Genomic DNA, 23,988 nt, shown 5'->3' on the forward strand with positions numbered 1-23,988 from the left:
TTAGGCCACTTGAGCGCGACGCACAGCTAAGAGCCAGGCATTTGCCGCCGCAAGATCGGGCAAAATTGACAATTTGGTGGTGGCATAGGCTTGTTCAAATTCGGCATGCAAGGCAATCCGCCAGCGGTTAATCGCTTCCCATGGCATTTCGCCAGCCCGAATCGCCATCAGTTGCTCGCGATGTTCAGCATGGCGCAAGCGTAATTCGCCATGGCGCAAGCCATGAATCCCGCTCAGCAACAGCCGAATCAGGTGCATCACATGTTTCCAGCGCAGGCTGCCGTTGGTGCGTAAATCGCGTTCGAGCAGGCGAAATTGTGCCAGCACATAGCTATTATGGCTTTGATAAATGCGGCTGGTCAGCAAGCTATGGCGCATCGCCCGCAGCTCAAGCGCCAAGGGCGAGGCATGCTCAACCAAATCGCTATACAAACATTCCAAAGCACTTGGATTGGCCCGCAACAGCAAAGTCAAAAATTTTTGCACTTCCCAATAATGCTCCTGCGTTTCGCTCAATTCATATTGCTCAGGAATGCCAGCAAGCCCCCAATGCACATTGGCTGGCGGCACAAAAAAGCCACGCCAATCGGTATCCGATTCGGGTGTATCGAGGCCATAGGCGCGCGAGCCAATCACGCAGCGATACTGAATCCAGTCGCGCTGTTCGGCCAAATTTGGTTGCTCTAAGCCCGCTAATGGGTCGTTGAATTGCTTGCGCAAGCCAAAATCTTGGCGGGTTAATTGCAAGATTGTGCCATCAACACAGCGCACCGTGTAGCGTTCGCTATGCTCGCAGGGCGTTGCAACCACTTGGGCCACGCTATGTTTGCTTTGGTTTTCGATTGCGCGCAACAAAACCACATGGGTTCCGAGCGCCAAATGAAGTTTAGGTTGCATCTTCAAACACCCCCAATTGCGAAGGCGCGCCATGGTTAGCATCTTCTGGGCCTAATGGCTCGATTGTCACGCGATAGTTGTAGGTTGCGGCCACGCGCTCGGCCCAAGCTGCAAACTCAGCCCGCGTCCATTCAAAACGATGGTCGCGGTGGCGCAACTGATCAGCGGGCAAGCTGGGAAACAATTGGTTGTACTCACGGTTAGGCGTTGTCACCAGCACCAATTTCGGGTGCGCAAAGCCAAAAATCGTTTGCTCAAAAGCTGGCAAATGGCCAAGCTCAAGGTGCTCCAGCACTTCGACAATCGCCGCAGCGTCGAAGCCCTTTAATCGTTGATCGCGATAGAGCAATGAGCCGTGTAATAAGCTGAGGCGTTGGCGTTGGTGGCTGGGCAAGCGCTCAGCTCGTTGCTGCAAAATCGCCAACGAGCGGGTGCTCAATTCCATGCCAACCACCGTGCTAAATTGCACATCGTTGAGCAACTCGCGCAAGAGTTTGCCCTCGCCACAGCCCAAATCCAAAATTCGTTGTGCGCCTGCGGCCTTCAAGCGTTGCACAATCCCGATGTGGCGCTGGGTGTGCAAGCTTGGTTGGCGAATTTCGGGCGTTGCTGCTTCTTCAGCTGCTTCGGTTTGCTCAACTATCTCTGGCGCGGTCGCTTGCAGCAATTGCTCAAGCGCAGTGCTGGCCAGGCTTTTTTGATAGCGCAAATAGCGCAATGTAATTAATTCGCGTTCAGGGTGTTGCGCCAACCAACCATCACCTTTGCGTAACAATTTGCTCACCTCATCTTGGCCAATCCAATAGTGCTTGCTATTATCCAACACAGGGATGAGCACATATATGTGCGTGAGCAATTGTTTTACGGTCAAATTGGCACTTAATCGAATTGATAGATACGCATATTGGCTCACAGTTTGGCTAGGATCAAGCTCGATTGACGTTGCTTCGACGCTATAGCCCAATGGCTCAAATAAACTTTTAACCAAGCCCAAACCAGCTTTGGCGCGTACCGCCACAACTGGCAGCTCGACGGTTAACGGCATATGTTGCTCGACCAATTCTGGCCGTTTTTTACAAACCCCAGCAATTGCGCTCGAAAATACTGCACCTAAGGCGACGCTCAGCAACGACGATGCCACATACGGGCGATCGTTCACATACTGGCTGAGCATACCTTGGCCGCCAGGATTGCCGCGCACCAAGGCCACCGGATCAACCTCAAGTAGCAAGGCCACGCGACAAAGCTCTGGGCTGGCTTCTGGATAAAAAACGTGGGCTGAGCCAAATGGCAATTCAAACTGCTGCACCCGATCAGGATGCTTATGTAAAATAAAACCCAAATCGGTGGCGGGCGTGTGGGTTGTGGATAACGTCATCAGCATATGCAGCTCCCTCTAAATTCAGCTCGGCGGTATCGCTATTTAACCACAAAAAATGCGCTTGCAATCCATCGCAAGAGGGAAGCAGCGATTCATCATTCGGCTGATGGGATTGACAGCCACTGCGCTGGAAACGCTCAACAATTCTAGCAGCTTAAAAAGAAAAGAACTGCATCTCTCACAATACAGTTCCTTCATCCAACACACCACTTCAACAACCAATCAAGCGCTACGCACAATATTGCGAGCCATGTAAACCTTCGGTCGAGGTTTGATAGCGCGAGGTCATGGTTGACCAATCGTGATTGGCGCGCATCCATGTTGCCAAGCCATCAACAAAACGATACAGCGTTGGCGAACAAATTTCAGGAGCCAGCTTATCGAGCATCATTCGTTCGCGCGTAAATTGATTAATCGTATCGTTATGCAAACGCGCAACGTAATTTAATGCTTCGCCAATTGGTAATTGATGTTGCGCATGAATCAAATAGACCAAATTTTGCCAATCGCCAGCTAATAATTCTTTGCGCAATGAAATAATATCATTCGAGTAGAACACCACTCGATTGACATACTCGCACAAACGCCGCACCATTGGATGCAACCGCACTTGAGGATGCAAAAATTCGTTATTGCCAAATTCAATCAAGGCTAAGCACAAATAGGTGCCACTCGTATACAAACGCTGCATAGCATAGGTTTTTTGGGTTGGAATATAACCCTGAGCACGATTGTTGGCTTCCCATTGCACCGCAGCAAACGATTTGCGCAACGAATCAAAGAAGAAATGTTGCCATGCTTCTGGCGAACCCTGCACGAGGCGGTTGGTAACATCGCCCATGGCGCGAACAATTGGCAAATCGTGGCGTTTAGCTGGCGAGCCTTTGAGCACTTTCATCAAGTGTTGTAAAAGCGTCGCCATGGCGCTGGCATCGTGATCGCGACCAAAACGATCTAATTGATCATCAAGCAGAAAGAGGCTGGTGCTCCAATCGGCGATGGTTGGCATGCGCTCGGCCAAGGCATTGGGGTAGGCGCGGGCCATCAACGTGCCATAGCCGCGTTGATTGAATGAGATGCGCGTTTCCAAATCGTCGAGCAAGCCAAAGTTATCAGCCCAGGCTTGGGTTGAGGCCTGAATCGCCAGTGCATCGGGGTGGATAGCTGCTGGAAATGGACAATAGAGCACAGGAAGATCGCGGGGCATAAGCGTCGCTAAGTGATGCAATGTAGTACGGGTTGGCATTGAGTCAATCTCCTAAATGCTTGACAAACCTAACTCTGCGTTGGTTGCTTCTCAAGCAAATAATTCATCTCTACTTGTCAGGCAACATGCGCCAATTGGCCCAAGCAACAGGGTTGCCGAGGCATGGCAATTGGAGAATGCTTGCTGATGTGCCACACGCCAAAGCTTTCGTTGAGTTTGCATAACTTGTGCATCAAGCCGCGACTTGGGGGCTGTTTGACTCAATAAAATCAGTTTCGGAGCTACGATAGTTGTGGGTTGCCAAACGGAATCAAGCGAATCCCGTTCAGCGGCAGCCGACGCTTCCAGCTTGGGAATTGGCGCTGGAACCGTTCTCGCTGCTGGTTGTAGGTGTGTTGTGGTTGGCATAACATACCTCATCTACACGTTCTACACGGCCTGCCATCTGTGCTTTCTCAGGGCAACATATGGCGATTAAGCTAATTACCTGAGTACTACCTTAATCTATCCAACTAGCCTATGTCTATCACCCAAAGCGCATTCTTTAGTCCTCTCTTTGATCACCGCTAAAGGTGAACCAGTTAATAGCTAGTTAGCTATGCAAATGCGCGCGTATATCATAATTATATGAATATAAAGTGGTATAACATCGGGCGTTATACCACTTTTTGCTATACCTTTAGTCCTAGTACCGCTGGGGTTATTAATCAGAATTGGTAACGTCTGTAGTATTGAGTTCAACTAAAACCCAGCCGCGGATACTATTAATCAGCCAAATTCTGCTCGCCGCTTGTAGATCGGCTAGGACTAAAGTACGCTCGTGGATGGCTTGTTGTTGCAACAATTCGGCGCGATATGTGCCAGCCAATAATCCTACGCTGACTGGGGGAGTCCAACGCTGGCCATCAAGCTCAAGCACCAGATTGCCTCTGGTAAATTCGGTCAACTGACCATGCTCATTCCACAGCAAGACATCAAAATATGCGGGGGATTCTTGGGTGAAGGCGGCATACACCATGCGGTTGGTCGTTTTGTGGTAGAGGAAGCGATTTTGCGAGTTAACCGCTGTGGGAGCCAGCATCACCTTTTGGCCATCGGCGGTCGGCGTTAATGGCGTGCTGACAATTACGATCTCACCCGCAGGGGTGAGGTTCAAGCGCACTCTTAAGGGTGTTTCGCACGCTTGGCTATGCTGGTTGAGCGCTGCAATCAGCGCCGTTCGATCATACACAAAGCCAAAATAGGCCGCCGAAGCCTGCAAGCGCTGCAAGTGATGCTCCAACAACCAATAGGCTTGGCCATCCCAGCGCAAGGTCTCAATTAAATCAAATTGCGGCCAGCGCTCGGTCAATAGTTGAGCTTTAAGCTGGGCCTCTGCATATTCGTCATCTGCTTGCGAATCCCACGTGATGCCGCCGCCAACGCCATATTCTGCCTGCTGCTGACGCTGATCGATCCAAACGGTGCGAATTGCCACATTAAAGGTTGCGCTACCATCAGGCCGCAGGATGCCAAGCGCGCCACAATACACGGCGCGTGGCTCAGCCTCAAACTGGCGAATTAATTCCATGGTTTTAACTTTGGGCGCACCAGTAATCGAGCCACACGGAAACAGCGCTTGCAGAATGTCGATCAAGCTGGTGGTGGGCTTGGTTTTGGCGGACACGGTTGAAGTCAGTTGCCACAGCGTGCGATAGCGCTCTAGCTCAAACAAACGTGGCACGCCAACGCTGCCAATTGCTGCAACTCGACCCAAATCGTTGCGCAACAGATCAACAATCATCAAATTCTCGGCGCGATTTTTCTCCGAGCTCTGTAATTGACGGGCCAAGCGTTCATCTTCTTCGAGCCAACGCCCGCGTGGCGCAGTGCCCTTCATGGGCTTGGTGATCAGCCGCTGCTCGCGCCAATCGAAAAAGAGTTCAGGCGAAGCCGAAAGTATTTGATACTCGCCAAGGTCGAGGTAGGCGCAATAATTAGCCGCTTGAGCAGCCCGTAAATCGTGGTAGAACGCCAACGGATCGCCGCTAAAATCGGCCCGCAAGCGCAAGGTATAGTTGACTTGGTAGGTTTCGCCGCGGGCAATTGCCGCATGAATTGCGCTGATCGCCTGCCGATACTGCTCTAGGCCCATGCTTGGTTGCCAGGCCGAAAGCTGGTAGGGTTGGGTTGCTGGCTCGACAACCTGCGGTGCAGCAAAAGCTGCAAACCATACCAAGGGCAATGCGGCTGGTGGATGGCAATCCAAAGCAACATCAAACGCCGCTGCCGCCTCGTAGCTCAGATAGCCAACCACATAGGCTCCAGCTTGGGCCGCAGCCTGCGCAGCTTGAATCGTCGGAAGCACCTCGGCGCTGGTCGTCGCCTGATAGACCGCCAACGGTTGGCGAAACTCCAACGCTTGGGGTTGCCCAATCGCATCGGCAAAATCAAAACGCCCATAAATCGCACTCACGAATTGTTGCCTCCCAACAATAAAGCCAATTGGCATAGCGCTAAACCATATGCTACTCTAGCGCCATGCACCGCTGTTTCTAGCCCACGAGGTTTCCCAATGAATGCGACAATTTTAGATCAGATTTTTGCCCATAAACGCACCGAGGTCGAACGCCAAAAATTGAAGGTTCCCCAAGCCAAACTTGACCAACAATTGGGAACCTCACCTGCGCCACGCAGTTTGCGCCAAGCCTTGCGCCAACCAGATCGAATTAGTTTGATCGCCGAAGTCAAGAAGGCCAGTCCATCCAAAGGGGTCTTTTTGGAGCATTTCAACCCCACCGAACTTGCAGAAACCTATGCAACCAACGGGGCGGCAGCAATTTCGGTGTTAACTGATGTGCGTTTTTTTCAAGGCAGCCTGATCTATTTGCGCACCATTCATGAGCATCTCGACAAATTAGGCTATGCTACGCCGTTATTGCGCAAAGATTTCATCTACGATCCCTACCAAATTTACGAAGCACGGGTCTATGGCGCTGATGCAATTTTGCTGATCGTTGGCATGCTCGATGATCAAACGTTGCAGGAATTATATAAACTGACCTATGGCTTAGGCATGGAAGCCTTGGTCGAAGTGCATACTGAAGCTGAAATGGCGCGTGCGCAGGCGCTGCAAGCCCAAATTATTGGCATCAACAACCGCGATTTGCATAGTTTTAGCGTCGATATTGCCACCACCCAACGCGTTGGAGCCAGCTTGCCAGCCATCGGCGATCCACAACGGCCTGTGTTGGTGGCCGAAAGCGGCATCCATGGCCCCGACGTGTTGCCAACCCTGCGCGATTGGGGCGTTGATGCAATTCTCGTCGGCGAATCGATTGTGCTGGCCCCCGACCATGCCGCTCACGTCCGCGCCTTGAGCCAAACCGAGTAAAGAGCATAGAGCATAGAACATAAAGTTAGGCGCGAGGCTATGGGCTTTTCAATATCAGCGATTGATTTAATGTAAAAAAACATTCCATTAGCCTAGTGCCTTCAGCCGAGAGCCATGCCCTCTTCGTGGCTCAAAACTTCTGAGGTGCAACTCCTATGTTCTATGTTCTATGTTCTATGTTCTATGTTCTTTGCTCTATGTTCTACTCCCCCCAAATTCAAGTACAATAAGGCCGAATGAAATCTGGCCTAGATGTGAGGTGTTTGTGGATAACAAAGTTATCTACTCGATGGTGCGGGTGAGCAAAATTCATCCGCCCAATAAGCAAGTATTGAAGGATATTTCGTTATCCTATTTTTTGGGTGCAAAAATTGGCGTACTTGGGACGAACGGTTCCGGTAAATCGAGCCTCTTGCGCATTTTGGCGGGCGTTGACCAAGAGTTTCAAGGCGAAACGGTGCTCGCGCCAGGCTATACCATTGGCTACCTTGAGCAAGAACCACAATTAGCCGCCGGCAAAACTGTGCGCCAAATTGTCGAAGAAGCGGTTAAACCAGTCGTCGATGCCCTCCGCGAATACGACGAAATTAACGCCAAATTCGGCGAATCGATGAGCGACGACGAAATGGACGCGCTGATCCAACGCCAAGGCGAAGTTCAAGATAAACTTGATCAAATGAATGCCTGGGATTTGGATAGCCGCCTCGATTTTGCTATGGATGCATTGCGCTGCCCGCCATCGGATACACCAGTCGAGGTGCTTTCTGGCGGTGAACGTCGGCGGGTTGCGCTGTGTCGCTTGTTGCTCGAAGAGCCGAGCATTTTGCTGCTCGACGAACCAACCAACCACCTTGACGCTGAATCGGTGGCTTGGCTCGAAAAGCACTTACAAGACTATCCGGGCACAGTCATCGCCGTAACCCACGACCGCCACTTTTTAAATAATGTGGCTGGCTGGATTCTGGAACTAGATCGAGGCCAAGGTATTCCGTGGAAGGGCAATTATTCATCGTGGCTTGAGCAAAAACAAAATCGCCTTGCCAACGAAGAAAAAGCCGAATCACAACGCCAAAAAACCCTCCAACGCGAGTTGGATTGGATTAATATGGCTCCCAAGGCTCGTCAAACCAAAAGCAAAGCGCGGATCAATGCCTACGAGCAATTGCTGAGCCAAAATACTGAAAAAGCCCAAGGTGAATTGGAAATTTTCATTCCACCAGGGCCACGTTTGGGCGATATTGTGATTCGCTCCAACGATGTAAGCAAATCATTTGGCGACAAATTGCTCTATGACAACCTAACCCTCGATTTGCCTGCTGGCGGGATTGTGGGCATCATCGGGCCAAACGGCGCAGGTAAAACCACCTTGTTCCGCATGATCACCGGCCAAGAACAGCCAGACAGTGGGGTGTTTGAGGTTGGCTCAACCGTCAAGTTGGCTTATGTCGACCAAAGCCGCGAAACGCTCGACCCAGAAAAAACCGTCTGGGAAGAAATTTCCGAGGGTGCTGAACAAATTCAGTTGGGGCCACGCACGGTCAACTCACGCGCTTATGTCGCCCGCTTCAACTTCTCTGGCTCAGACCAACAAAAGAAGGTCGGCAGCCTCTCGGGTGGCGAGCGCAACCGCGTGCATTTGGCCAAAATGCTCAAATCGGGTGCAAATGTTATCCTGCTTGACGAACCAACCAACGACTTAGACGTGCATACCTTGCGCGCCTTGGAAGAAGCCTTGGAAAATTTTGGCGGCTGTGCCGTTATCATTTCCCACGATCGCTGGTTCCTCGATCGGGTTGCCACCCACATGCTGGCCTTTGAAGGCGATAGCCAAGTGGTTTGGTATCCTGGCACCTACAGCGAATACGAGGCTGATCGCCGCAAACGCCTAGGCAGCGCCGCCGATCATCCCCATCGCATTACCTATCGCAAGCTGCGCCGCGATTAATTTCGAGCGTTCTCACTCCTAAATAATCCAAAACTCCATGCTCAAAGCCCCTCTCCCATTCGACGGGAGAGGGGCTTTCTTACAAGGGCAGGTAGTTAAGATCCCCTCACCCCAACCCCTCTCCCGTGGCGCGGGCGAGGGGCTTAACATGGTGGATTTAGCATGGGAAGCTCCCCCTCGCCCGCCTTTTGGTGGGCGAGGGGGTTGGGGGTGAGGGAACGCTCCACCGCCGACCAATCGCTCAAAATCTACCCTTGTAAGAGAGGTGCTTTGGGTGAGGCAATCACAAATCCCATTGACAAGCCAAATTGGCTTTGCTATGATCATCCCCGAGATTAAGAGTCGCTCCATCGCAATAAACCTCATTCGTTCTTCCTGCACTTAATTTCAGCACGCTTTAGTCGATCAACTCACCAAATAAGCGTGATGGTTATGCCTAAATCCATAAACAAGTTACAATTCAGTATTTTGCGCAACAAATTAGAAAATAATTTAACTCTCAATTTAAATCTACTTTTGAGTGTGAGGTTTTATGCTTTTCTATCTATGGCTGCTTGGAACAATCCTGATTGCATGGATCAGTTTGTGTTATGGCTATGCATTTTTCAAAACAAAAATTCGCTGGTTTCTGCTGCATAGTTTACGTTGGCTGAGTATTGGCCAATATTTTGCGCTATTTTGCTATTTGATTCAGCGCGGAGCATTACCACTGCCATATGCTGAATTAATTATCGTTGGTATAATTGGCTTAATCATAGGCCGAAAATATGTGCCAATGCTGCGCAATGCCTACACCGAGGGGCCATATCGAAGCAGTGATCTGCTGCTGTTGCGGGTGCAAGCACCTGCCCAAGCTGCTGCCCAAGGGGTTTTTGTGCCATTTAATGGTGCTGTTGATGTTGGCTCACAACGCACATTACGCAACGGCTTAATCGTGCATAGTGCAATCGTTATGATTAATTTTCTAATTCTGTATGGGGCCTTCGTGATGGCACAATAAGCATAGAAAAATCAGCAGCGGCTTGCTATTTCGCAAGCCGCTGCTGATCCAATTAATTCAATTCCACCCCAAGCTGCTGCATGCGTTCCAAGGCATAGGCCAATTTTGGCGCAGTTTCAGGAAAGTAGATGCCTGCATCCAAGGCGGGGCTGCCATCCAACCCCACCATGGTTTCAAGCTGAATCACCGCGCCCACGGCGGTCAAATGGGTTTGGCCTTGCGGATCAACAATCGTTTTGGTCAGTTGTTGAGGGTTGCCAGCAGCATCACGCCCGCTAATCTGCCAAACTAATTCATGGGCTGCACCCTTACCTGGATTGTAGAGCAACGAATGGCGCAAGCGATCAAAGCGCCGATGCATCAACAATTTCCACACGCCCGAGCGCGCCAAGCCCAACAACAAACCCATCGTCAAACGATCATCAAAGGTAATGCGGGCCGAAACACTTGCTGCCTTGGTGCTTTGCGGCAACGTCCACTGATCGGGCGTATCGAAGCGATAGGTTTTAGCGCGGTAGCCATTGGGAAACGTAATGGTTTGTGGCTCGGTATAGGGATAAACCTCGCGCGGCTGATGCTTTTCAGTAATCGTAAATGGCGTAGTAAGATGTTGCATATATTCAATCGAATTTGGCCCAGCCTTATCCTTGAGCGAAAACAGCACATGCAAATCGAGCTGTTCGGTATGGGCTAATTGCTGAGTCGCCGCAACCGCTACCACACTCGCCAAGCCCGCCATCCAATGCGAAGCAAAGACCAACGGAGCCTTGAGCGCAGCCCGATCAAGCCCATTCAAGGTGTGTTGGAGGCGCGCTGTCCAGCGCGTAATATCGACCAATGGAATTCCCCGCGCCACGGCTTCGTGCAACACATAATCATGCGGATCGTTGACTGCATTGATGATTGCGCGCGGTTGCAAACCCGCCAACGGATTCGGTTTGAGCACATCAACCGCCGCCGCGCTGGTGTGTGCGCCAAGTTCGGCCAGCAAAGCTTGAGCCTGATTTGGATTACGCCCCGCCAAAATCAAGGGTAAATCGCCATGGCTCTGGCGTAAGATTTGGGCAATTTGCGCACCAACTACTCCATAGCCACCAACAATTACGATTGCTTGCATTCGGTTGCTCCTTAGCTAACATATCGTCATTTCGGAATATAACGATATGTTGAATAAAAAAAAGAATTATTCGTAGGTACAAGTTTTTAAGTAGGCCAATAATTCCTCGGCATAGGCCACCATTTGTTGGTTATCTGCTTGGTAAATGACCTCTTTGCCTTGGCGGGTTGAAATCAACAAGCCTGCGCGTTTGAGCATGGTCAAGTGTTCCGAGGCGGTCGATTGCCCAATCTGGGCTAGCTCGGCAATTTCGCCAACCGTTAGTTGTTGGTGGCTGGCAAACAGAAATAAGATCGTTTGGCGGGTTTCGTTGCCCAACGCCCGCAAAAAAGCTTGAATTTCATGGGGCAGTGCCGATGTCATAACCAACCCTCATTTCGGTAATCTCCGATATGATAACCGAGCTTTGGCCAAATGTAAAGCCATATTTTGAAGATATTGAGGATTCATGGTGCAACTAGACGCGGGCGAGCATTCCACGGATCATGCGAAAACCATCAGATTAAAGCCCCTCGCCCGTCGGACGGGAGAGGGGTTGGGCTGAGGAAATGCTAATTAACCGAAATCAATGGCCGACTAATTGTGGTGATATAGCCATAATCAATTGCGCGACTGGTGCTATAGATAAAACCACGTTCGTTGAGCATTGGAAACAAATAGGTTGGCTGGAGATCGGTCAAACTCAACAACTGCTGGCCTGGCTCCAGGCTGGTCAAAGCTTCCAAGGTATTGACCAAGGGCAACGGCGTTTTGAGGCCACGATTATCGATCACTGTGTATTGCTGCGGCTCGGGGCGAGCAGCAAACCATTGCTCTTCACCAGGCAGTTTGCGATACAGATAACAATCCCAAAATGCTTGATTAGCCCGTTGCCAACTCACAAAACCTTGATGCTCTAAGCTGGCGCTGAGCTGGCTAGGATCAAACGAATTAACCAATAATAAGACCGTTCCGGCGGGCACAGCTTTGGCGCTGCGCAAAATCAATTGCACCGGGTCATCAACTTCGTTGCTGATCTGATCGACATGGATTGTTTGATGAATTGGGCGTTCTTGCAGCCAAGCTGGAGGTTCAATCAGTGACCTAACTGGTTGTTTGGTCGTATTCAAGGCTTGATTGACCGCCATCAGCAGCTGATCAACATCCAAGTGCATCATTTGGGCGAGCTGGCTCAAGGTTAACCAGCGGCTTAACATCCGGCGCAAATGGGGATTCGAAAGCCGAGCCAGCCTTGGCAAATTCAACACCAGCCAATCTTCCAACTCTGGGTAGCGCCCCAGTAATTCTCCAACACGCATCGTTGCGGTAATCATCGCAGCCTCCCCCAGACCTTCAGAGCCTGTTGCCGTTGCGTGGCCATACCATCCTCCTTTGTGGTGCTTCAAGTGTAATCAGCCAAGCCCAAGCGCTAAAGTGCGATTTTGCTTACCATATGTAACAATTTCTTCACGCGGCCACTAAAGGCCGATCTGGATGGTCGCGTAGCGGGCCAGCAACCGTTGATCGCAAGAAGGCTGTGCTATAATGCCCCGTATGTTTCTGCAAGCAACTCAATCTGGACTTGTGACAAAAGGTGTAACCCATGGCAGATGATGGACAGTTGGTGGATGATGTGCAGGTAGCAGCCAGGGTTGAATTACCTGTGCTCCCGCTGATTAATACCGTGCTTTTCCCGACAATGGTCACCCCGCTCTTTGTAGCCCGTGATCTTTCGATGGCCGCAATTGAAGCAGCAATGAGCGCTGATCGGCGGATTGTTGCCGTAGCCCAGCGCGCAATTGAAATCGAGGAGCACGATACCAGCCAACTGTATCAGGTCGGGGTCATCGCCCATATCGAACGGGTGCTGAAATTGCCCGATGGCACAACCTCGGTTTTGGTTCAAGGCCAACAGCGGGTGCAAATTGTCGATTGGCTGGCAACCGAACCCTACATCAACGCCCAAGTGCAGATTATCGAACCCGACCAAGAATCGAGTTTGGCGGTCGAAGCCATGATGCGTGGCGTGTTGGCCTCGTATGAAAAAGTGGTTAAACTCAGCCGCACCATGCCCGATGATGCCTATGTGGCCGCACTTAATCTTGAGGATGGCAGCGCCCTCGCCGATTTGATCGCCTCAACCTTGCCACTTGATATTGGCCGCCGCCAGCAATTGCTCGAACTATTCGAGGTCGAGGAACGCTTGCGCCGCTTGAGCGTTGTGCTTTCGCAAGAGCTTGATGTGCTTGAGCTTGAACACCACATTCAAAATCAAGTGCAAAAAGAGGTCGATAAATCGCAACGCGATTTCTTCCTGCGCGAACAACTCAAGGCCATCCAAACCGAGCTTGGCCAGGACGATCCGCTAACCCGCGAATTAAATGAATTGCATGATCGGATTGTGGCTGCTGATCTGCCTGCCAAGGCCCAAGCCAAAGCCCTCGAAGAGCTTGGCCGCTTGGAAATGATGCCGCCCGCCGCACCAGAATATAGCGTTATTCGGACCTATTTGGATTGGCTCTTAGAATTGCCTTGGTCGAAAACCAGCACTGATGTCAACGATCTTCAGGTGGCAGCCCAAGTGCTCGATAACAACCACTATGGCTTGAAAAAGGTCAAAGATCGGATTCTGGAATTTATTGCGGTGCGCATGTTGGCTGGCGATAGCACCAAATCGCCAATTTTGTGCTTTGTTGGCCCGCCAGGCGTTGGCAAAACCAGCCTTGGCCGTTCGGTTGCCGAAGCCTTGGGCCGCGAGTTTGTGCGGCTTTCGCTCGGCGGCGTGCACGACGAGGCCGAAATTCGCGGCCATCGCCGCACCTATATTGGCGCAATGCCAGGCCGCATCATCCAAACCATGAAAGATGCTGGCACAATTAACCCCGTCTTTATGCTTGATGAGATTGATAAGCTGGGCAATGATTTTCGCGGCGATCCAGCGGCAGCCTTGCTCGAGGTGCTTGATCCTGAGCAAAATAATACCTTTGCCGATCACTACCTTGATTTGCCATACGATCTCTCGAAGATTATGTTTATTACCACCGCCAACATGCTTGATCCGATCGACGAGCCATTGCTGGATCGGATGGAGATTGTGGAGCTGCCAGGCTATATCGAAGAAGAAAAAGTGCAAATTGCGCGCAAATTCTTGATTCCCAAGCAGATCGAAGCCAATGGCTTGAAGCAACATCCCATCAGCATTAGCGATGAAGCGTTGCGCCAAATCATTCGCACCTACACCTGGGAAGCAGGCGTGCGCAATCTTGAGCGCGAGATTGGCGGCATTTGTCGCAAAATCGCCCGCCGTGTGGCCGAGAAAAAGCGCTATCCACACCGAATTACGCCAACCATGCTCACCGATTTTCTTGGCCAGCCACCGTTCGACTATAGCCGCGCCAACGACCGCGATGAAATTGGCGTAGCAACCGGCATGGTTTGGTCGAGCAATGGAGGCGATGTGGTCGCCATCGAAACCGCAATCGTCGATGGTAAAGGCACAACCACCTTGACCGGCCAGCTTGGCGATGTGATGCAGGAATCGGCGCAAGCTGCGCTCTCGTATGCGCGGGCTTCCTCGCGACGCTTGGGCATTGATGGCAAGCGCTTCGAGAAAATCGATATTCATATTCACGTCCCAGAAGGCGGTGTGCCCAAGGATGGGCCATCGGCAGGCATTACCTTAGCCTGTTCGGTCATCTCGGCCTTGACCCATCGGCCATTGCGCCGCGATGTAGCCATGACTGGCGAAATTACCTTGCGCGGGCGGGTGCTGCCAATTGGCGGCCTGCGCGACAAAATCTTGGGCGCATTTCGGGCGGGCATCACGACCATGTTGATTCCCAAAAAGAATCTGCGTGATCTCGAAGAAGTGCCCAACAACGTGCGCCGCCAAATTACCGTTATTGCAGTAGAACATATGGATGAAGTTTTACCAATTGCCTTTGTTTCGAATCCGCTTGAGCGTGGCAGCCAACACACAAGCGCTAGCGATCAGACCAGTTTAGTGCTGCCAACAATCACCCAACCGCAACTTGGCTCAGTCGAATTGTGATTTATTGCGCAATTTGGTAAGCTTAGAAGTAAAGTCACCCTCGTAAGCTAGGACTAAAGTCCTCCATTGAATCATTACAACGCGGTAATCTTGACAGTGGCTATGGTTGCTAACATCGATTACCAGTTTGGATGAAGTAAGCGTGACCTTTGCGAGGTTTTATATCGATCTACATTACGGGGGTATAGAAAATTATGCAACATATCGTAGTTGTTGATGATACACCATCACTTGCCGACCTGGTTATGCGCATGTTGACCCGCTACGGCTACAACGTGCGCACCCTGAATGGCGGGCTGCAACTCATTGAATATATGCGCCAACATCGCCCGGCGCTTGTACTACTTGATGTAGGACTGCCGGTCAAAGATGGCTGGACACTGATTCGCGAAATTCGGATGCAGCCCGATTTGGCCCATATTCCGGTGATTGCGGTTACGGCCCATGCTGCCGAGGAAGATCGCCAACGCGCCTTTAGTGCTGGCTATACCAACTACATTTCCAAGCCGTTTGATGTGCAAGATTTATTGCAGATGGTGCGTGGTTACGTGCCATCGGCAGTCTAAGAGGAGTCGTGTGTGGCCGCCCGTTCAATGCCAACTATCAATTTGCCAACGCAGCTTAAGGCCCATTTACAGGCAGGCCATCCATGGGTTTATCGCGACCATGTGCCGCCTAGTACCCGCTTAGCCAGCGGCACATGGGTTCGACTGCATTGTGGCAATTGGCAAGGTTTTGGTTTGTGGGATGCGCGCTCGCCGATTGCGCTGCGCATCTTCTCCAGCCGCATGCAACCCGATGCCAACTGGATCAAAACGATGGTTCAGCAGGCATGGCAAGCGCGCGAACCATTGCGCCAAACTGCCACAACTGCCTATCGCTTGTTGTTTGGCGAAGGCGATGGAATGCCAGGCATCACCATCGATCTCTACAACCAATACGCAGTGATTGCGACCTATGCAGATTGTGTCGAGGTGTTGATTGCTGATGTGGTCAAGGCCTTGCAAGCAAGCGTGCCGCAACTGCGTGGCGTGGTGCGTCGCCGCCGCGACGATAGCGAAAACGACGATGAAACAGGCAAGATAGAGTTGTTGTGGGGCGAATTGCCGCCAGCCAATTTGGTGGTGCAAGAGCATGGCCTCAAGTTGATTGCCAATTTGTTTGAGGGCCAGAAAACCGGTTTATTTCTCGATCATCGTGAGAATCGCCACACCATCGAGCAATGGAGCAAAGGCAAAACGGTGCTCAATTGTTTCTCCTACACCGGAGCATTTTCGTTATATGCAGCCCGAGGCGGGGCCAGCGCAACCACCAGCGTCGATATTGCGCCAGCTGCTGCCCGCGATGCAGAGCAGAATTTTGTGCTCAACGATTTGATGGGCGAGCAGCATACGTTCTTAGCCCGCGATTGCTTTGATTTTCTGCATCGCACGATTCAGCGCGGCGAAACCTACGATTTGGTGATCTTAGATCCGCCCTCATTTGCCCGTTCAAAGAAGAACATTCATGCCGCCACCCGTGCTTATGTCAAACTCAATGCCTTGGCGATTCAGTGTGTGGCAACTGGTGGGCTTTTGGCTTCGGCCAGCTGCACCAGCCAATTATCGCCAGCTAATTTTCGCTTGATGCTTGGCGAGGCGGCGGCCCAAACCGACCAACAACTGCGAATTATTCATGAAGCTGGCCAAGCGCTCGATCATCCGGTGCCTGCGCATTTTAACGAGGGACGCTACCTCAAATTTGTGCTTGCCCGCGTTGATGAGCGCATGTAAGGTCAAAAGTCAAAAGTCAAAAATCAGAAGAACATAGAGCATAGAACATAGAACATATGGCTATTGGCTATGGGATTTCGGACATTGGTTGTAACCAACAGCATTAAAGCCAATAGCCCAAAGCCTATAGCCTAGCCAGAACATAATCCTAAAAATCTGTGTCAATCTGTGGCTAAAAAATAATTATCCTTCGTGTCCTTCGTGTTCTTCGCGGTTTCTGCTTTTCCGATCCCCAGCCCCCAACACCCGACCCCCAGTTTCAGACTAGCTCATTTATGCTAAAAAGCCCAAATTATGCTACAATGGCAGGGTAAAAATGTGCATCTACGAGGAGCCAGAGCAATGCCAATTCGTGTTTTAGACCCAACTTTAGCCGCCCAAATCGCCGCTGGCGAGGTGGTTGAACGCCCTGCTTCGGTGGTCAAAGAATTAATTGAAAATTCGGTTGATGCTGGCGCTACTGAGATTCGGGTCGAAGCACGCGAAGGCGGCAAACGCGAGTTGCGCATCCAAGATAATGGCTCTGGGATTCCAAGTGACGAGGTTGAAACGGCATTTTTGCGCCATGCGACCAGCAAAGTTACCGAGATTGAGGATTTGTTCTCGATTCGCACGCTTGGCTTTCGTGGCGAAGCCTTGCCATCAATCGCCTCGGTCGCCCAAGTAACCTGCCTCACGCGTACCGCTGATGACGAGGTTGGCACCGAATTACGGATTGCTGGCGGCGAGATTCAGGCCAAAACTCACCGTGGCTGCTCGGTTGGCACGACCTTCACGATTCGCAATTTGTTCTATAACACGCCAGCGCGACTCAAATTTATGCGCTCCGATGCCACCGAAATGAGCCAGATTAGCACCATCGTGACCCAATATGCCTTGGCCTACCCCAATATTCGCTGGACGTTGCTGCTTGATGGCAAGCTTGCGCTGCAAACACCAGGCAATGGTCGCTTACTCGATGCATTAATCGAATTGTATGGCATCGATGTTGGCCGCGAGATGATTAGCGTCGATCGCACCTCGGAAGCAGAAGATGAGACGGTGCGCGTGCATGGCTTTGTTAGCCAGCCCTCAACCTTCCGCGCCGCTCGTTCCTATATGCACTTGTTCGTCAATCAACGCTGGATCAAGCCTCAAGGCAATTTGGTTTATATGATCGAAGAGGCGTATCATACCTTGTTGATGAAAGGTCGCCACCCAATTGTGGCCCTGAATATTGAGCTTGAGCCAGAAGCGGTTGATGTGAATGTGCACCCAACCAAGAGCGAGGTCAAGTTCCGCAATCAATCGCATGTCTATGGGGCGTTGACCAAGGCTGTGCGCGAAGCCTTAGCAGCGCAAAGCACCATTCGCGCTTGGACAGGCTTTGGGGCCAACGAAAGCGTCAATCGGCGGGTTGAATTGCGCTCGCCGAATGGTGAACGGCGTGGTGCAAGCAACGATGCGCCGTTATTTGATGATGCACCAGTTGCGCCGCGTCCACAGGTCAATAACTATCCCGATGATGATTTTGATTCGACTGTAGCGTTGCCGCCAATTGCCAAACAGGCACGTTTTGATACGCCACCAACCAGCCAAAGCCAGCCAAGTGCCTTTTTGCCACCTCAACAACAAGCCTTCGATCCGGCATATGCGCCGAGCATGCCTGAGCCAGGCGAGGCCAAATTGCCAATGCTACGGGTGGTTGGCCAAGTAAACGAAACCTACATTGTGGCGGAAAGTAGCGATGGCATGTACTTGGTCGATCAACATGCTGCCCACGAACGAGTGGTCTATGAGCGCTTGATGGCTGAGCACCAAGATGTGCCAATTGAGCGCCAAACCCTGATGCTAGCCCAGCCAATTGAATTGCCACCAGCAGTGACGCGCTTGCTCAGCGCGCATTTGGCCGATTTGGAGCAATGGGGCTTTGAAGCAGAGGAATTTGGCGAAGGCACATTGATGTTGCGGGCGGTGCCAAGCAATCTCCACGTTGGCCAAATTGCCACCGCATTAATGGAAATAGCTGATCATCTGAGCTACGAAGGTGGCGCTACCAGCGACGATCGGCGCGAAAAAATGTTAACGACGATCGCCTGCCATAGCTCAATTCGGGCTGGCAAAACCCTGACCCACGAAGAAATGCGCCAACTGCTGCAACAACTTGAACGCTGCGAAATGCCGCGCACCTGCCCCCATGGCCGCCCAACTATGCTCCAAATTACTCAAGGCCAAATCGAACGCCAATTTGGGCGCAAAGGCTAGCCAAAGAGCATAGAACATAGAGCATAGAACATAAAATTTAATGCTTAGAAATCGAAATTTAACGCAGTGGCGCAGAGATGATTTGGCTATGGGCTATGGGCTAGCGGAACATGTAGTGGTGTTTTAAAAGCCTATAGCCTATAGCCTATAGTCCATCGTTCCTATCCTTCGTGGATCAAAGCTCCTGATCTGTGTTCGCTTCAATTGTTCTTGCATAGGGTGGAATCGCGATTAAGCTCAGGCAAAAGCCCAAAATCGCTACTTCAAACACCATACCTGTCCACATATGAGTAATCCAATTGAGGCCGCTACTGGCCATAATCAGCAGATAGTAGCCAAGGAAGAAACCAGCAGGCAGCAAACTGCACAGTAGGCGAACGCGCAATGGGCGTTGTTGATTAATCTTGAAGCCATGCATAGCCAGATCGGCAAGCAAACCTACGATTACAGCCCAAACTACGACTGGCCAATAGGCTTTCGATGTTTGATTGTGCACAAACCAAATCAAGCCTGTACTCCCGCCGATTAATAGGGTCATTGCGCCAAATGGCAAGGGCCAGAAGCGTAGCGAGAGCAGCAACACCCCAATTAACACCAGCGTGGTGATGATGCCTGTGCTAATGCCACGGAGATCAATATCCGACATGGTTGCTTCAATATATGGCTCTGAGAGCAATGGCGCATTGACGATTGGGCTAGCATATTGGGTAAAAAAGCTCACGGCAGCCATCAGAAAAAACAGCGACATCACCATTGGGCCTAAATCACGCCAGCCCTGCAAGCGTACTCCAGCTTGGGTTTGAATCCAGGCGGTGCGTAATGGCGCGGTGCCAAATAACATCGCCCCGCTAATAATCATCAAATGTGGTGGGCTAAATAACGCATCGATGCGCAATTCAAAGCCAAACCATTCGTGCCACATAAAATCCAGCGGCGCAGCAAGCGAAAACAGCAGAATGCCCAACAACGCAGGGAAATAGCCGCGGGGCAAGGCTTTGGTCAGCGGATAGTGGCGATACATATTGCGCAGTTGCACGGTGCCAATCAAGCAGGTAATGCCTAAAAAGCCCGAATAGAGTACCGCATGCCACGGCGAGAAAAACGTATCGACCCGTTGCTCTTTATGCGCCAAACCATCAATAAAAAGCCCAATAATTAACCAGATACTAAAGAAAATACACAATCCATCAAGCCGTTTGCTGAATGGTGGATAGCCTACAGGCGCAGGATTCAGCCGTGCTGCGGTAGTTTTGGTTGGGCCGACCGTTGCCATGCTGGGCCTCCTTGCATGTGATAGGGCTATGGCGATAAAGAGCAAGTAGAGTGGAGTGCTAAGCAAAAATGGCTCGACCGCCTTGTCATAAGTATGGCCATAGTAGCATAGATTCCAGCGGCGACGATAGCCAAAAGGTAAATACTTAGCACACCAAAAGGTGCTATCCAGCCTAGTTTCCCTACACTTCTTAAAAACTAAACGCACTTCATCGGCAATGAAGTGCGTTTGCAAAGGGCGAAACTGCGTTTTTAGTCAGCTTTAGGCAGGGTTTCGTAGGGCGGAGCCACCAAGAAACTCAACATCAAGCCAACAATTGCTACTTCAAAAATCATGCCTGTCCACATATGGGTAATCCAGGTCAGGCCAGGCCCAGCCATAATAATCAGGTAGTAGCCCAAAAAGAAGCCAGCGGGCAGCAAACTACACAGCAAGCGAATGCCCAAACGGTTATGGCGATCGATCTTCCAATAGTGCATAGCGCAATCGGCAGCCAAGCCAATAACTACTGCCCAGACCAAAACCGGCCAATAGTTCATAACTTTCGAGGCCCGCATAACCCAGAGCATAAACATACTGCCGCCGACCAAGAGCGTGATTGAGCCAAATGGCAAGGGCCAGAAGCGCAGCGAAAGCAACAAAATGCTAATCAAGACGAAGGTGCTGATATGGGCTGAAGCAATCCCCCACAAGTCAGTCCGATACATCTCGATTTCGACGCTATAAGGCGAGGAAAGCCATCTGGGCGAAGCCAAAGGATGGGCATATTGGGTCATAAAGGCGGTTGTGACCATAAAGAAAAACAGCGACAAGACCATCGGAGCAAGCCCACCCCGCCAGCCAACCAGTTTCTCGCCTTGTTGCAAGCGAATCCACGCAGTGCGTAAAGGAGCGGTTCCAAACAGCATCGCGCCAGTAATCAGCATCAAGTGCGGCGGGCTAAGCAAGGCATCAAGCCGCAATTCAAAACCAAAAACGTCGTGCCAAATAAAATCCAGCGGCGCAGCAATCGCAAACAAAATAATGCCAACCAAGGCCAGCAAATAGCCGCGGGGCAAGGCCCGCCAGATGCTGTAGCCTTTGTACATATTGCGCAGTTGCAACCCGCCAATCCATAATGCTACCGCCAAAAAGCCAGAGTAGAGAATAAGATGCCATGGTGTAAAGAAGGTATCAACTGCATTGCGCGCATGGGCTGCACCATCGGCGAACAAACCAACCAACCACCATGCCGCAAAAACCATGGACATGAAATCAAAGGTGATGCTCGACGGTGGATACTCATCTGGGCGTGGCAAACTCGAAACATTCCGACCAATTCGTCCGATTGAGGCCATGGGAAACCCCCTATTCTGATGTTGCTGGACAGGTGTAGACGCGCTGGGTGGTAGCCTTTCCACAAGCATGGGGGAAATGCCATTCTGGTTGATGCGAGGACGTTGCTCAAACATGGAGTGGCCCTATTATGCCATAAAATCATAGTCTAGTGGTAGGGTATCGAGAACATTGAACATAGAAGATTGAGCATTGAACAAATTGGGGATTGGTTTTGATCCATGAAGGACACGAAGAAACACGAAGAGCCGGAACCGCGAAGCGCGCGAAGGACGCGAAGATGGGTCTATTGGCTTTTGGCTATGGGCTTTTGACCCCCATTTCAACTTTTGCCTTTTGATTGTGCATTTCATCCCTCATCCCTCATCCCTCATCCTTCATCCCTAGATACTCTGCGCCTCTGCGTTAAACTACTAATCCATGAATAGTTTTTTAGCCACGAATTGCCCGAATTGCCCAAAGCATGTTCCGATAGCCAATAGACAAGAGCCTGATCCCGAACCCCAACTCCTATGTTCTATGCTCTATGCTCTTTTTGCCTTTTGCCTTCTGCCTTTTGATTTGCTCTCTCTTGTTCTTGAGTAACTTGCGTTAGAATATTAATTTAGGACTATTGGCACGCATGCAGAAGATGTAGTTATGGTATAGTTTTGTTTCGATTGAAGTGATCGAGGCTGACCTACTTATTTAATCGCCACAGAAGGAATAGATTGTGACCAACTTAATTCTCGCACCTGAGGTGCAAGCAGCGTTTGCCAATGGCCAACCAGTGGTGGCCTTGGAATCAACAGTCATTAGCCATGGTCTGCCCTACCCGCATAACCGTGAAATTGCCTTGCAACTTGAGGCAACGGTGCGGGCGGCAGGAGCCGTGCCAGCCACGATTGCCGTGATTCAGGGCGCGGTGCATGTTGGGCTAACCAACGAGCAAATTGAGCATTTTGCAACCGCCAAAGATGTGCTGAAACTGAGCCGCCGCGATATTGGCTACGCCGTCGCGACTGGCCGCGATGGCGCAACAACCGTTGCCGCAACCATGGCCATTGCTGGCTTGGCTGGCATTCAAGTCTTTGCAACAGGCGGCATTGGCGGCGTGCATCGTGGTGCGCGCGAAAGCTGGGATGTTTCTGCCGACCTTGGCGAATTGGGCAAAACCCCAGTTTTAGTGGTTTGCGCAGGCGCAAAATCGATTCTCGATTTGCCAGCAAGCTTAGAAGTGCTCGAAACTTATGGCGTGCCCGTGGTGGGCTATACCACCGAAGAGTTGCCAGCTTTCTATAGCGCCCATAGCGGCTTGCAACTAGGCCGCAAGGTTGATGATCCAGCGCAAGCGGCAGCAACTTGGGCCGCGCATCGAGTCTATGGTGGCGGCAGCGGTATGGTCTTGGCAGTGCCACCACCAGTCGAAAAAGCGCTTGATCCTCAATTTGTTGAAGCAGCCATTGGGCGGGCAATTGCGCAGGCCGACGCAGCAGGCATTCGGGGCGCAGCAGTTACCCCATTCTTGCTCAGCGCCATGGCGCGCGAAACCGAAGGCGAAAGCATCGCCACCAACACCGCGTTACTTAATAATAATGCTCAAATTGCTGCTCAAGTAGCAGTTGCTTTGTTCCAATCAGTTTAATCTATTTCAAGGAGTTCTTCGCATGTCTCAACCTCGTCGTGGTCGTCGCCAAGTGAGCCAAAAATCAAGTTTGCCATTGGTTTTCGGCATTGGGGCTGTAATTTTGGTGCTTGTGGTGGTTGGCGTTATCTTGCTAAATCGTGGCAATGGTGAAGTTGAAAAAGTGACGGTTGCTGAAGGAACCACAGCGCCCTCAACGACTGGGGTTGTTCAAGAATTGCCCGACGAAGGCCAGCAACACGTTGCCGATGGTACAAAAGTCGAATACAAGCAGAACCCACCAACCTCTGGCAGCCACTGGGCAGGCCCAGCCCAATGGGGGCTTTACCAAACCAATCCGCCAGAAGATGAGCGGATTGTGCATAACATGGAGCATGGCGGGGTGATTATTTGGTTCAAGCCAAGCACCACCAGTGCTGCCGAAAACGAACAATTGGTCAAATTGTTTACCGCCTTGAGCGCCGAACAATATCGCACCATTTTGGTCAGCCGCGAAAATATGGATACCAAAATCGCCTTGACCGCTTGGAACCATCGCCAATTGTTGGATAGCGTTGATGAAACTGCAATTCGGGCCTTCTTTGATGAGTATATTCTCAAAGGCCCCGAATGTGTCAACATGCGCTGTCCTCAATAAGCTTGGTTAAATTGACGCGCCCACTTCGTTATGTGAAGTTGGCGCGTTTTGATTTAATCTGTAATGGTCAAATACCCTCTGCACTACCCATGGGGTTGAGCAGCCGCTGCGTATAGACGGTGGGCGAGAGGCCATCAAGGCCACGCCCTTGGT

The 23,988-nt window shown here is 51.1% G+C and carries 18 protein-coding genes; 9 read left to right on the top strand and 9 right to left on the bottom strand.

Going from position 1 to position 23,988, the window contains the following annotated elements; translation table 11 throughout:
• The 4 genes from JOD20_RS05615 to pabB form a co-directional block, all read right to left on the bottom strand.
• Positions 1–897 (bottom strand): nucleotidyltransferase domain-containing protein, encoded by an 897-nt coding sequence (locus JOD20_RS05615; protein ID WP_204754317.1) that lies wholly within the window; start codon positions 895–897, stop codon positions 1–3.
• Entirely contained in the window at positions 887–2,281 is a 1,395-nt protein-coding gene (locus JOD20_RS05620; RefSeq protein WP_204754318.1) for a 3' terminal RNA ribose 2'-O-methyltransferase Hen1, read from the bottom strand. Before JOD20_RS05620 ends, JOD20_RS05615 begins: the two co-directional genes overlap by 11 nt.
• A gap of 226 nt (positions 2,282–2,507) precedes the next feature.
• Complete coding sequence (locus JOD20_RS05625) at positions 2,508–3,524, bottom strand: terpene synthase family protein (RefSeq protein WP_204754319.1); 1,017 nt, start codon at positions 3,522–3,524, stop codon at positions 2,508–2,510.
• A 664-nt stretch (positions 3,525–4,188) separates the two neighbouring features.
• The gene (pabB, locus tag JOD20_RS05630) at positions 4,189–5,940 is read right to left on the bottom strand and encodes an aminodeoxychorismate synthase component I (protein WP_204754320.1); all 1,752 of its coding nucleotides are present in this window, start codon (positions 5,938–5,940) and stop codon (positions 4,189–4,191) included.
• A gap of 99 nt (positions 5,941–6,039) precedes the next feature.
• Between pabB and trpC the strand changes: the two genes are divergently transcribed.
• The 3 genes from trpC (at position 6,040) to JOD20_RS05645 (ending at position 9,803) form a co-directional block, all read left to right on the top strand.
• Positions 6,040–6,858, top strand: coding sequence for an indole-3-glycerol phosphate synthase TrpC (gene trpC / locus JOD20_RS05635; RefSeq protein WP_204754321.1), 819 nt, complete (start codon positions 6,040–6,042; stop codon positions 6,856–6,858).
• 265 nt (positions 6,859–7,123) lie between these two features.
• Complete coding sequence (ettA, locus tag JOD20_RS05640; RefSeq protein WP_204754322.1) at positions 7,124–8,803, top strand: energy-dependent translational throttle protein EttA; 1,680 nt, start codon at positions 7,124–7,126, stop codon at positions 8,801–8,803.
• Between the two features lie 532 nt (positions 8,804–9,335).
• A complete protein-coding gene (locus JOD20_RS05645; RefSeq protein WP_204754323.1) occupies positions 9,336–9,803 on the top strand; it encodes a hypothetical protein in 468 nt (155 codons plus the stop codon).
• Positions 9,804–9,855: 52 nt separating this feature from the next.
• On the opposite strand, the gene JOD20_RS05650 is transcribed toward JOD20_RS05645, so the two are convergent.
• The 3 genes from JOD20_RS05650 to JOD20_RS05660 form a co-directional block, all read right to left on the bottom strand.
• Positions 9,856–10,920, bottom strand: coding sequence for a saccharopine dehydrogenase family protein (locus tag JOD20_RS05650; protein WP_204754324.1), 1,065 nt, complete (start codon positions 10,918–10,920; stop codon positions 9,856–9,858).
• Between the two features lie 66 nt (positions 10,921–10,986).
• On the bottom strand, positions 10,987–11,283 hold the full coding sequence (locus tag JOD20_RS05655; RefSeq protein WP_204754325.1) for an ArsR/SmtB family transcription factor: 297 nt from the start codon (positions 11,281–11,283) through the stop codon (positions 10,987–10,989).
• Between the two features lie 188 nt (positions 11,284–11,471).
• Positions 11,472–12,233: a DUF2249 domain-containing protein gene (locus tag JOD20_RS05660; RefSeq protein ID WP_204754326.1), complete on the bottom strand. Its 762-nt coding sequence runs from the start codon at positions 12,231–12,233 to the stop codon at positions 11,472–11,474.
• A 269-nt stretch (positions 12,234–12,502) separates the two neighbouring features.
• Between JOD20_RS05660 and lon the strand changes: the two genes are divergently transcribed.
• The 4 genes from lon (at position 12,503) to mutL (ending at position 18,966) form a co-directional block, all read left to right on the top strand.
• Complete coding sequence (gene lon, locus JOD20_RS05665) at positions 12,503–14,950, top strand: endopeptidase La (RefSeq protein WP_204754327.1); 2,448 nt, start codon at positions 12,503–12,505, stop codon at positions 14,948–14,950.
• Positions 14,951–15,144: 194 nt separating this feature from the next.
• Positions 15,145–15,516 (top strand): response regulator, encoded by a 372-nt coding sequence (locus tag JOD20_RS05670; RefSeq protein WP_110513487.1) that lies wholly within the window; start codon positions 15,145–15,147, stop codon positions 15,514–15,516.
• 12 nt (positions 15,517–15,528) lie between these two features.
• A complete protein-coding gene (locus tag JOD20_RS05675) occupies positions 15,529–16,722 on the top strand; it encodes a class I SAM-dependent methyltransferase (protein ID WP_204754328.1) in 1,194 nt (397 codons plus the stop codon).
• Between the two features lie 342 nt (positions 16,723–17,064).
• Positions 17,065–18,966: a DNA mismatch repair endonuclease MutL gene (gene mutL / locus JOD20_RS05680; RefSeq protein WP_204754329.1), complete on the top strand. Its 1,902-nt coding sequence runs from the start codon at positions 17,065–17,067 to the stop codon at positions 18,964–18,966.
• Between the two features lie 175 nt (positions 18,967–19,141).
• Here mutL and JOD20_RS05685 read toward each other — a convergent pair whose 3' ends face one another.
• Positions 19,142–20,239 (bottom strand): hypothetical protein, encoded by a 1,098-nt coding sequence (locus JOD20_RS05685; protein ID WP_204754330.1) that lies wholly within the window; start codon positions 20,237–20,239, stop codon positions 19,142–19,144.
• A 251-nt stretch (positions 20,240–20,490) separates the two neighbouring features.
• Positions 20,491–21,576: a hypothetical protein gene (locus JOD20_RS05690; protein ID WP_204754331.1), complete on the bottom strand. Its 1,086-nt coding sequence runs from the start codon at positions 21,574–21,576 to the stop codon at positions 20,491–20,493.
• 710 nt (positions 21,577–22,286) lie between these two features.
• On the opposite strand from JOD20_RS05690, the gene JOD20_RS05695 reads away from it, so the two are divergent.
• Positions 22,287–23,198, top strand: coding sequence for a pseudouridine-5'-phosphate glycosidase (locus JOD20_RS05695; RefSeq protein WP_338034173.1), 912 nt, complete (start codon positions 22,287–22,289; stop codon positions 23,196–23,198).
• 22 nt (positions 23,199–23,220) lie between these two features.
• On the top strand, positions 23,221–23,835 hold the full coding sequence (locus JOD20_RS05700) for a DUF3105 domain-containing protein (RefSeq protein ID WP_204754332.1): 615 nt from the start codon (positions 23,221–23,223) through the stop codon (positions 23,833–23,835).
• Positions 23,836–23,988: the final 153 nt, after the last annotated feature.

The sequence above is a fragment of the Herpetosiphon giganteus genome (assembly GCF_016907925.1).
Classification (GTDB): domain Bacteria; phylum Chloroflexota; class Chloroflexia; order Chloroflexales; family Herpetosiphonaceae; genus Herpetosiphon; species Herpetosiphon giganteus.

What these genes read in the sequence shown, in the direction of transcription:
- JOD20_RS05615 (WP_204754317.1), bottom strand. Translation starts at nt 897, where the DNA reads ATGCAACCTAAACTTCATTTGGCGCTCGGAACCCATGTGGTTTTGTTG.
- JOD20_RS05620 (WP_204754318.1), bottom strand. Translation starts at nt 2,281, where the DNA reads ATGCTGATGACGTTATCCACAACCCACACGCCCGCCACCGATTTGGGT.
- JOD20_RS05625 (WP_204754319.1), bottom strand. Translation starts at nt 3,524, where the DNA reads ATGCCAACCCGTACTACATTGCATCACTTAGCGACGCTTATGCCCCGC.
- trpC (WP_204754321.1), top strand. Translation starts at nt 6,040, where the DNA reads ATGAATGCGACAATTTTAGATCAGATTTTTGCCCATAAACGCACCGAG.
- JOD20_RS05645 (WP_204754323.1), top strand. Translation starts at nt 9,336, where the DNA reads ATGCTTTTCTATCTATGGCTGCTTGGAACAATCCTGATTGCATGGATC.
- JOD20_RS05650 (WP_204754324.1), bottom strand. Translation starts at nt 10,920, where the DNA reads ATGCAAGCAATCGTAATTGTTGGTGGCTATGGAGTAGTTGGTGCGCAA.
- JOD20_RS05655 (WP_204754325.1), bottom strand. Translation starts at nt 11,283, where the DNA reads ATGACATCGGCACTGCCCCATGAAATTCAAGCTTTTTTGCGGGCGTTG.
- JOD20_RS05660 (WP_204754326.1), bottom strand. Translation starts at nt 12,233, where the DNA reads ATGATTACCGCAACGATGCGTGTTGGAGAATTACTGGGGCGCTACCCA.
- lon (WP_204754327.1), top strand. Translation starts at nt 12,503, where the DNA reads ATGGCAGATGATGGACAGTTGGTGGATGATGTGCAGGTAGCAGCCAGG.
- JOD20_RS05670 (WP_110513487.1), top strand. Translation starts at nt 15,145, where the DNA reads ATGCAACATATCGTAGTTGTTGATGATACACCATCACTTGCCGACCTG.
- mutL (WP_204754329.1), top strand. Translation starts at nt 17,065, where the DNA reads ATGCCAATTCGTGTTTTAGACCCAACTTTAGCCGCCCAAATCGCCGCT.
- JOD20_RS05685 (WP_204754330.1), bottom strand. Translation starts at nt 20,239, where the DNA reads ATGGCAACGGTCGGCCCAACCAAAACTACCGCAGCACGGCTGAATCCT.
- JOD20_RS05690 (WP_204754331.1), bottom strand. Translation starts at nt 21,576, where the DNA reads ATGGCCTCAATCGGACGAATTGGTCGGAATGTTTCGAGTTTGCCACGC.
- JOD20_RS05700 (WP_204754332.1), top strand. Translation starts at nt 23,221, where the DNA reads ATGTCTCAACCTCGTCGTGGTCGTCGCCAAGTGAGCCAAAAATCAAGT.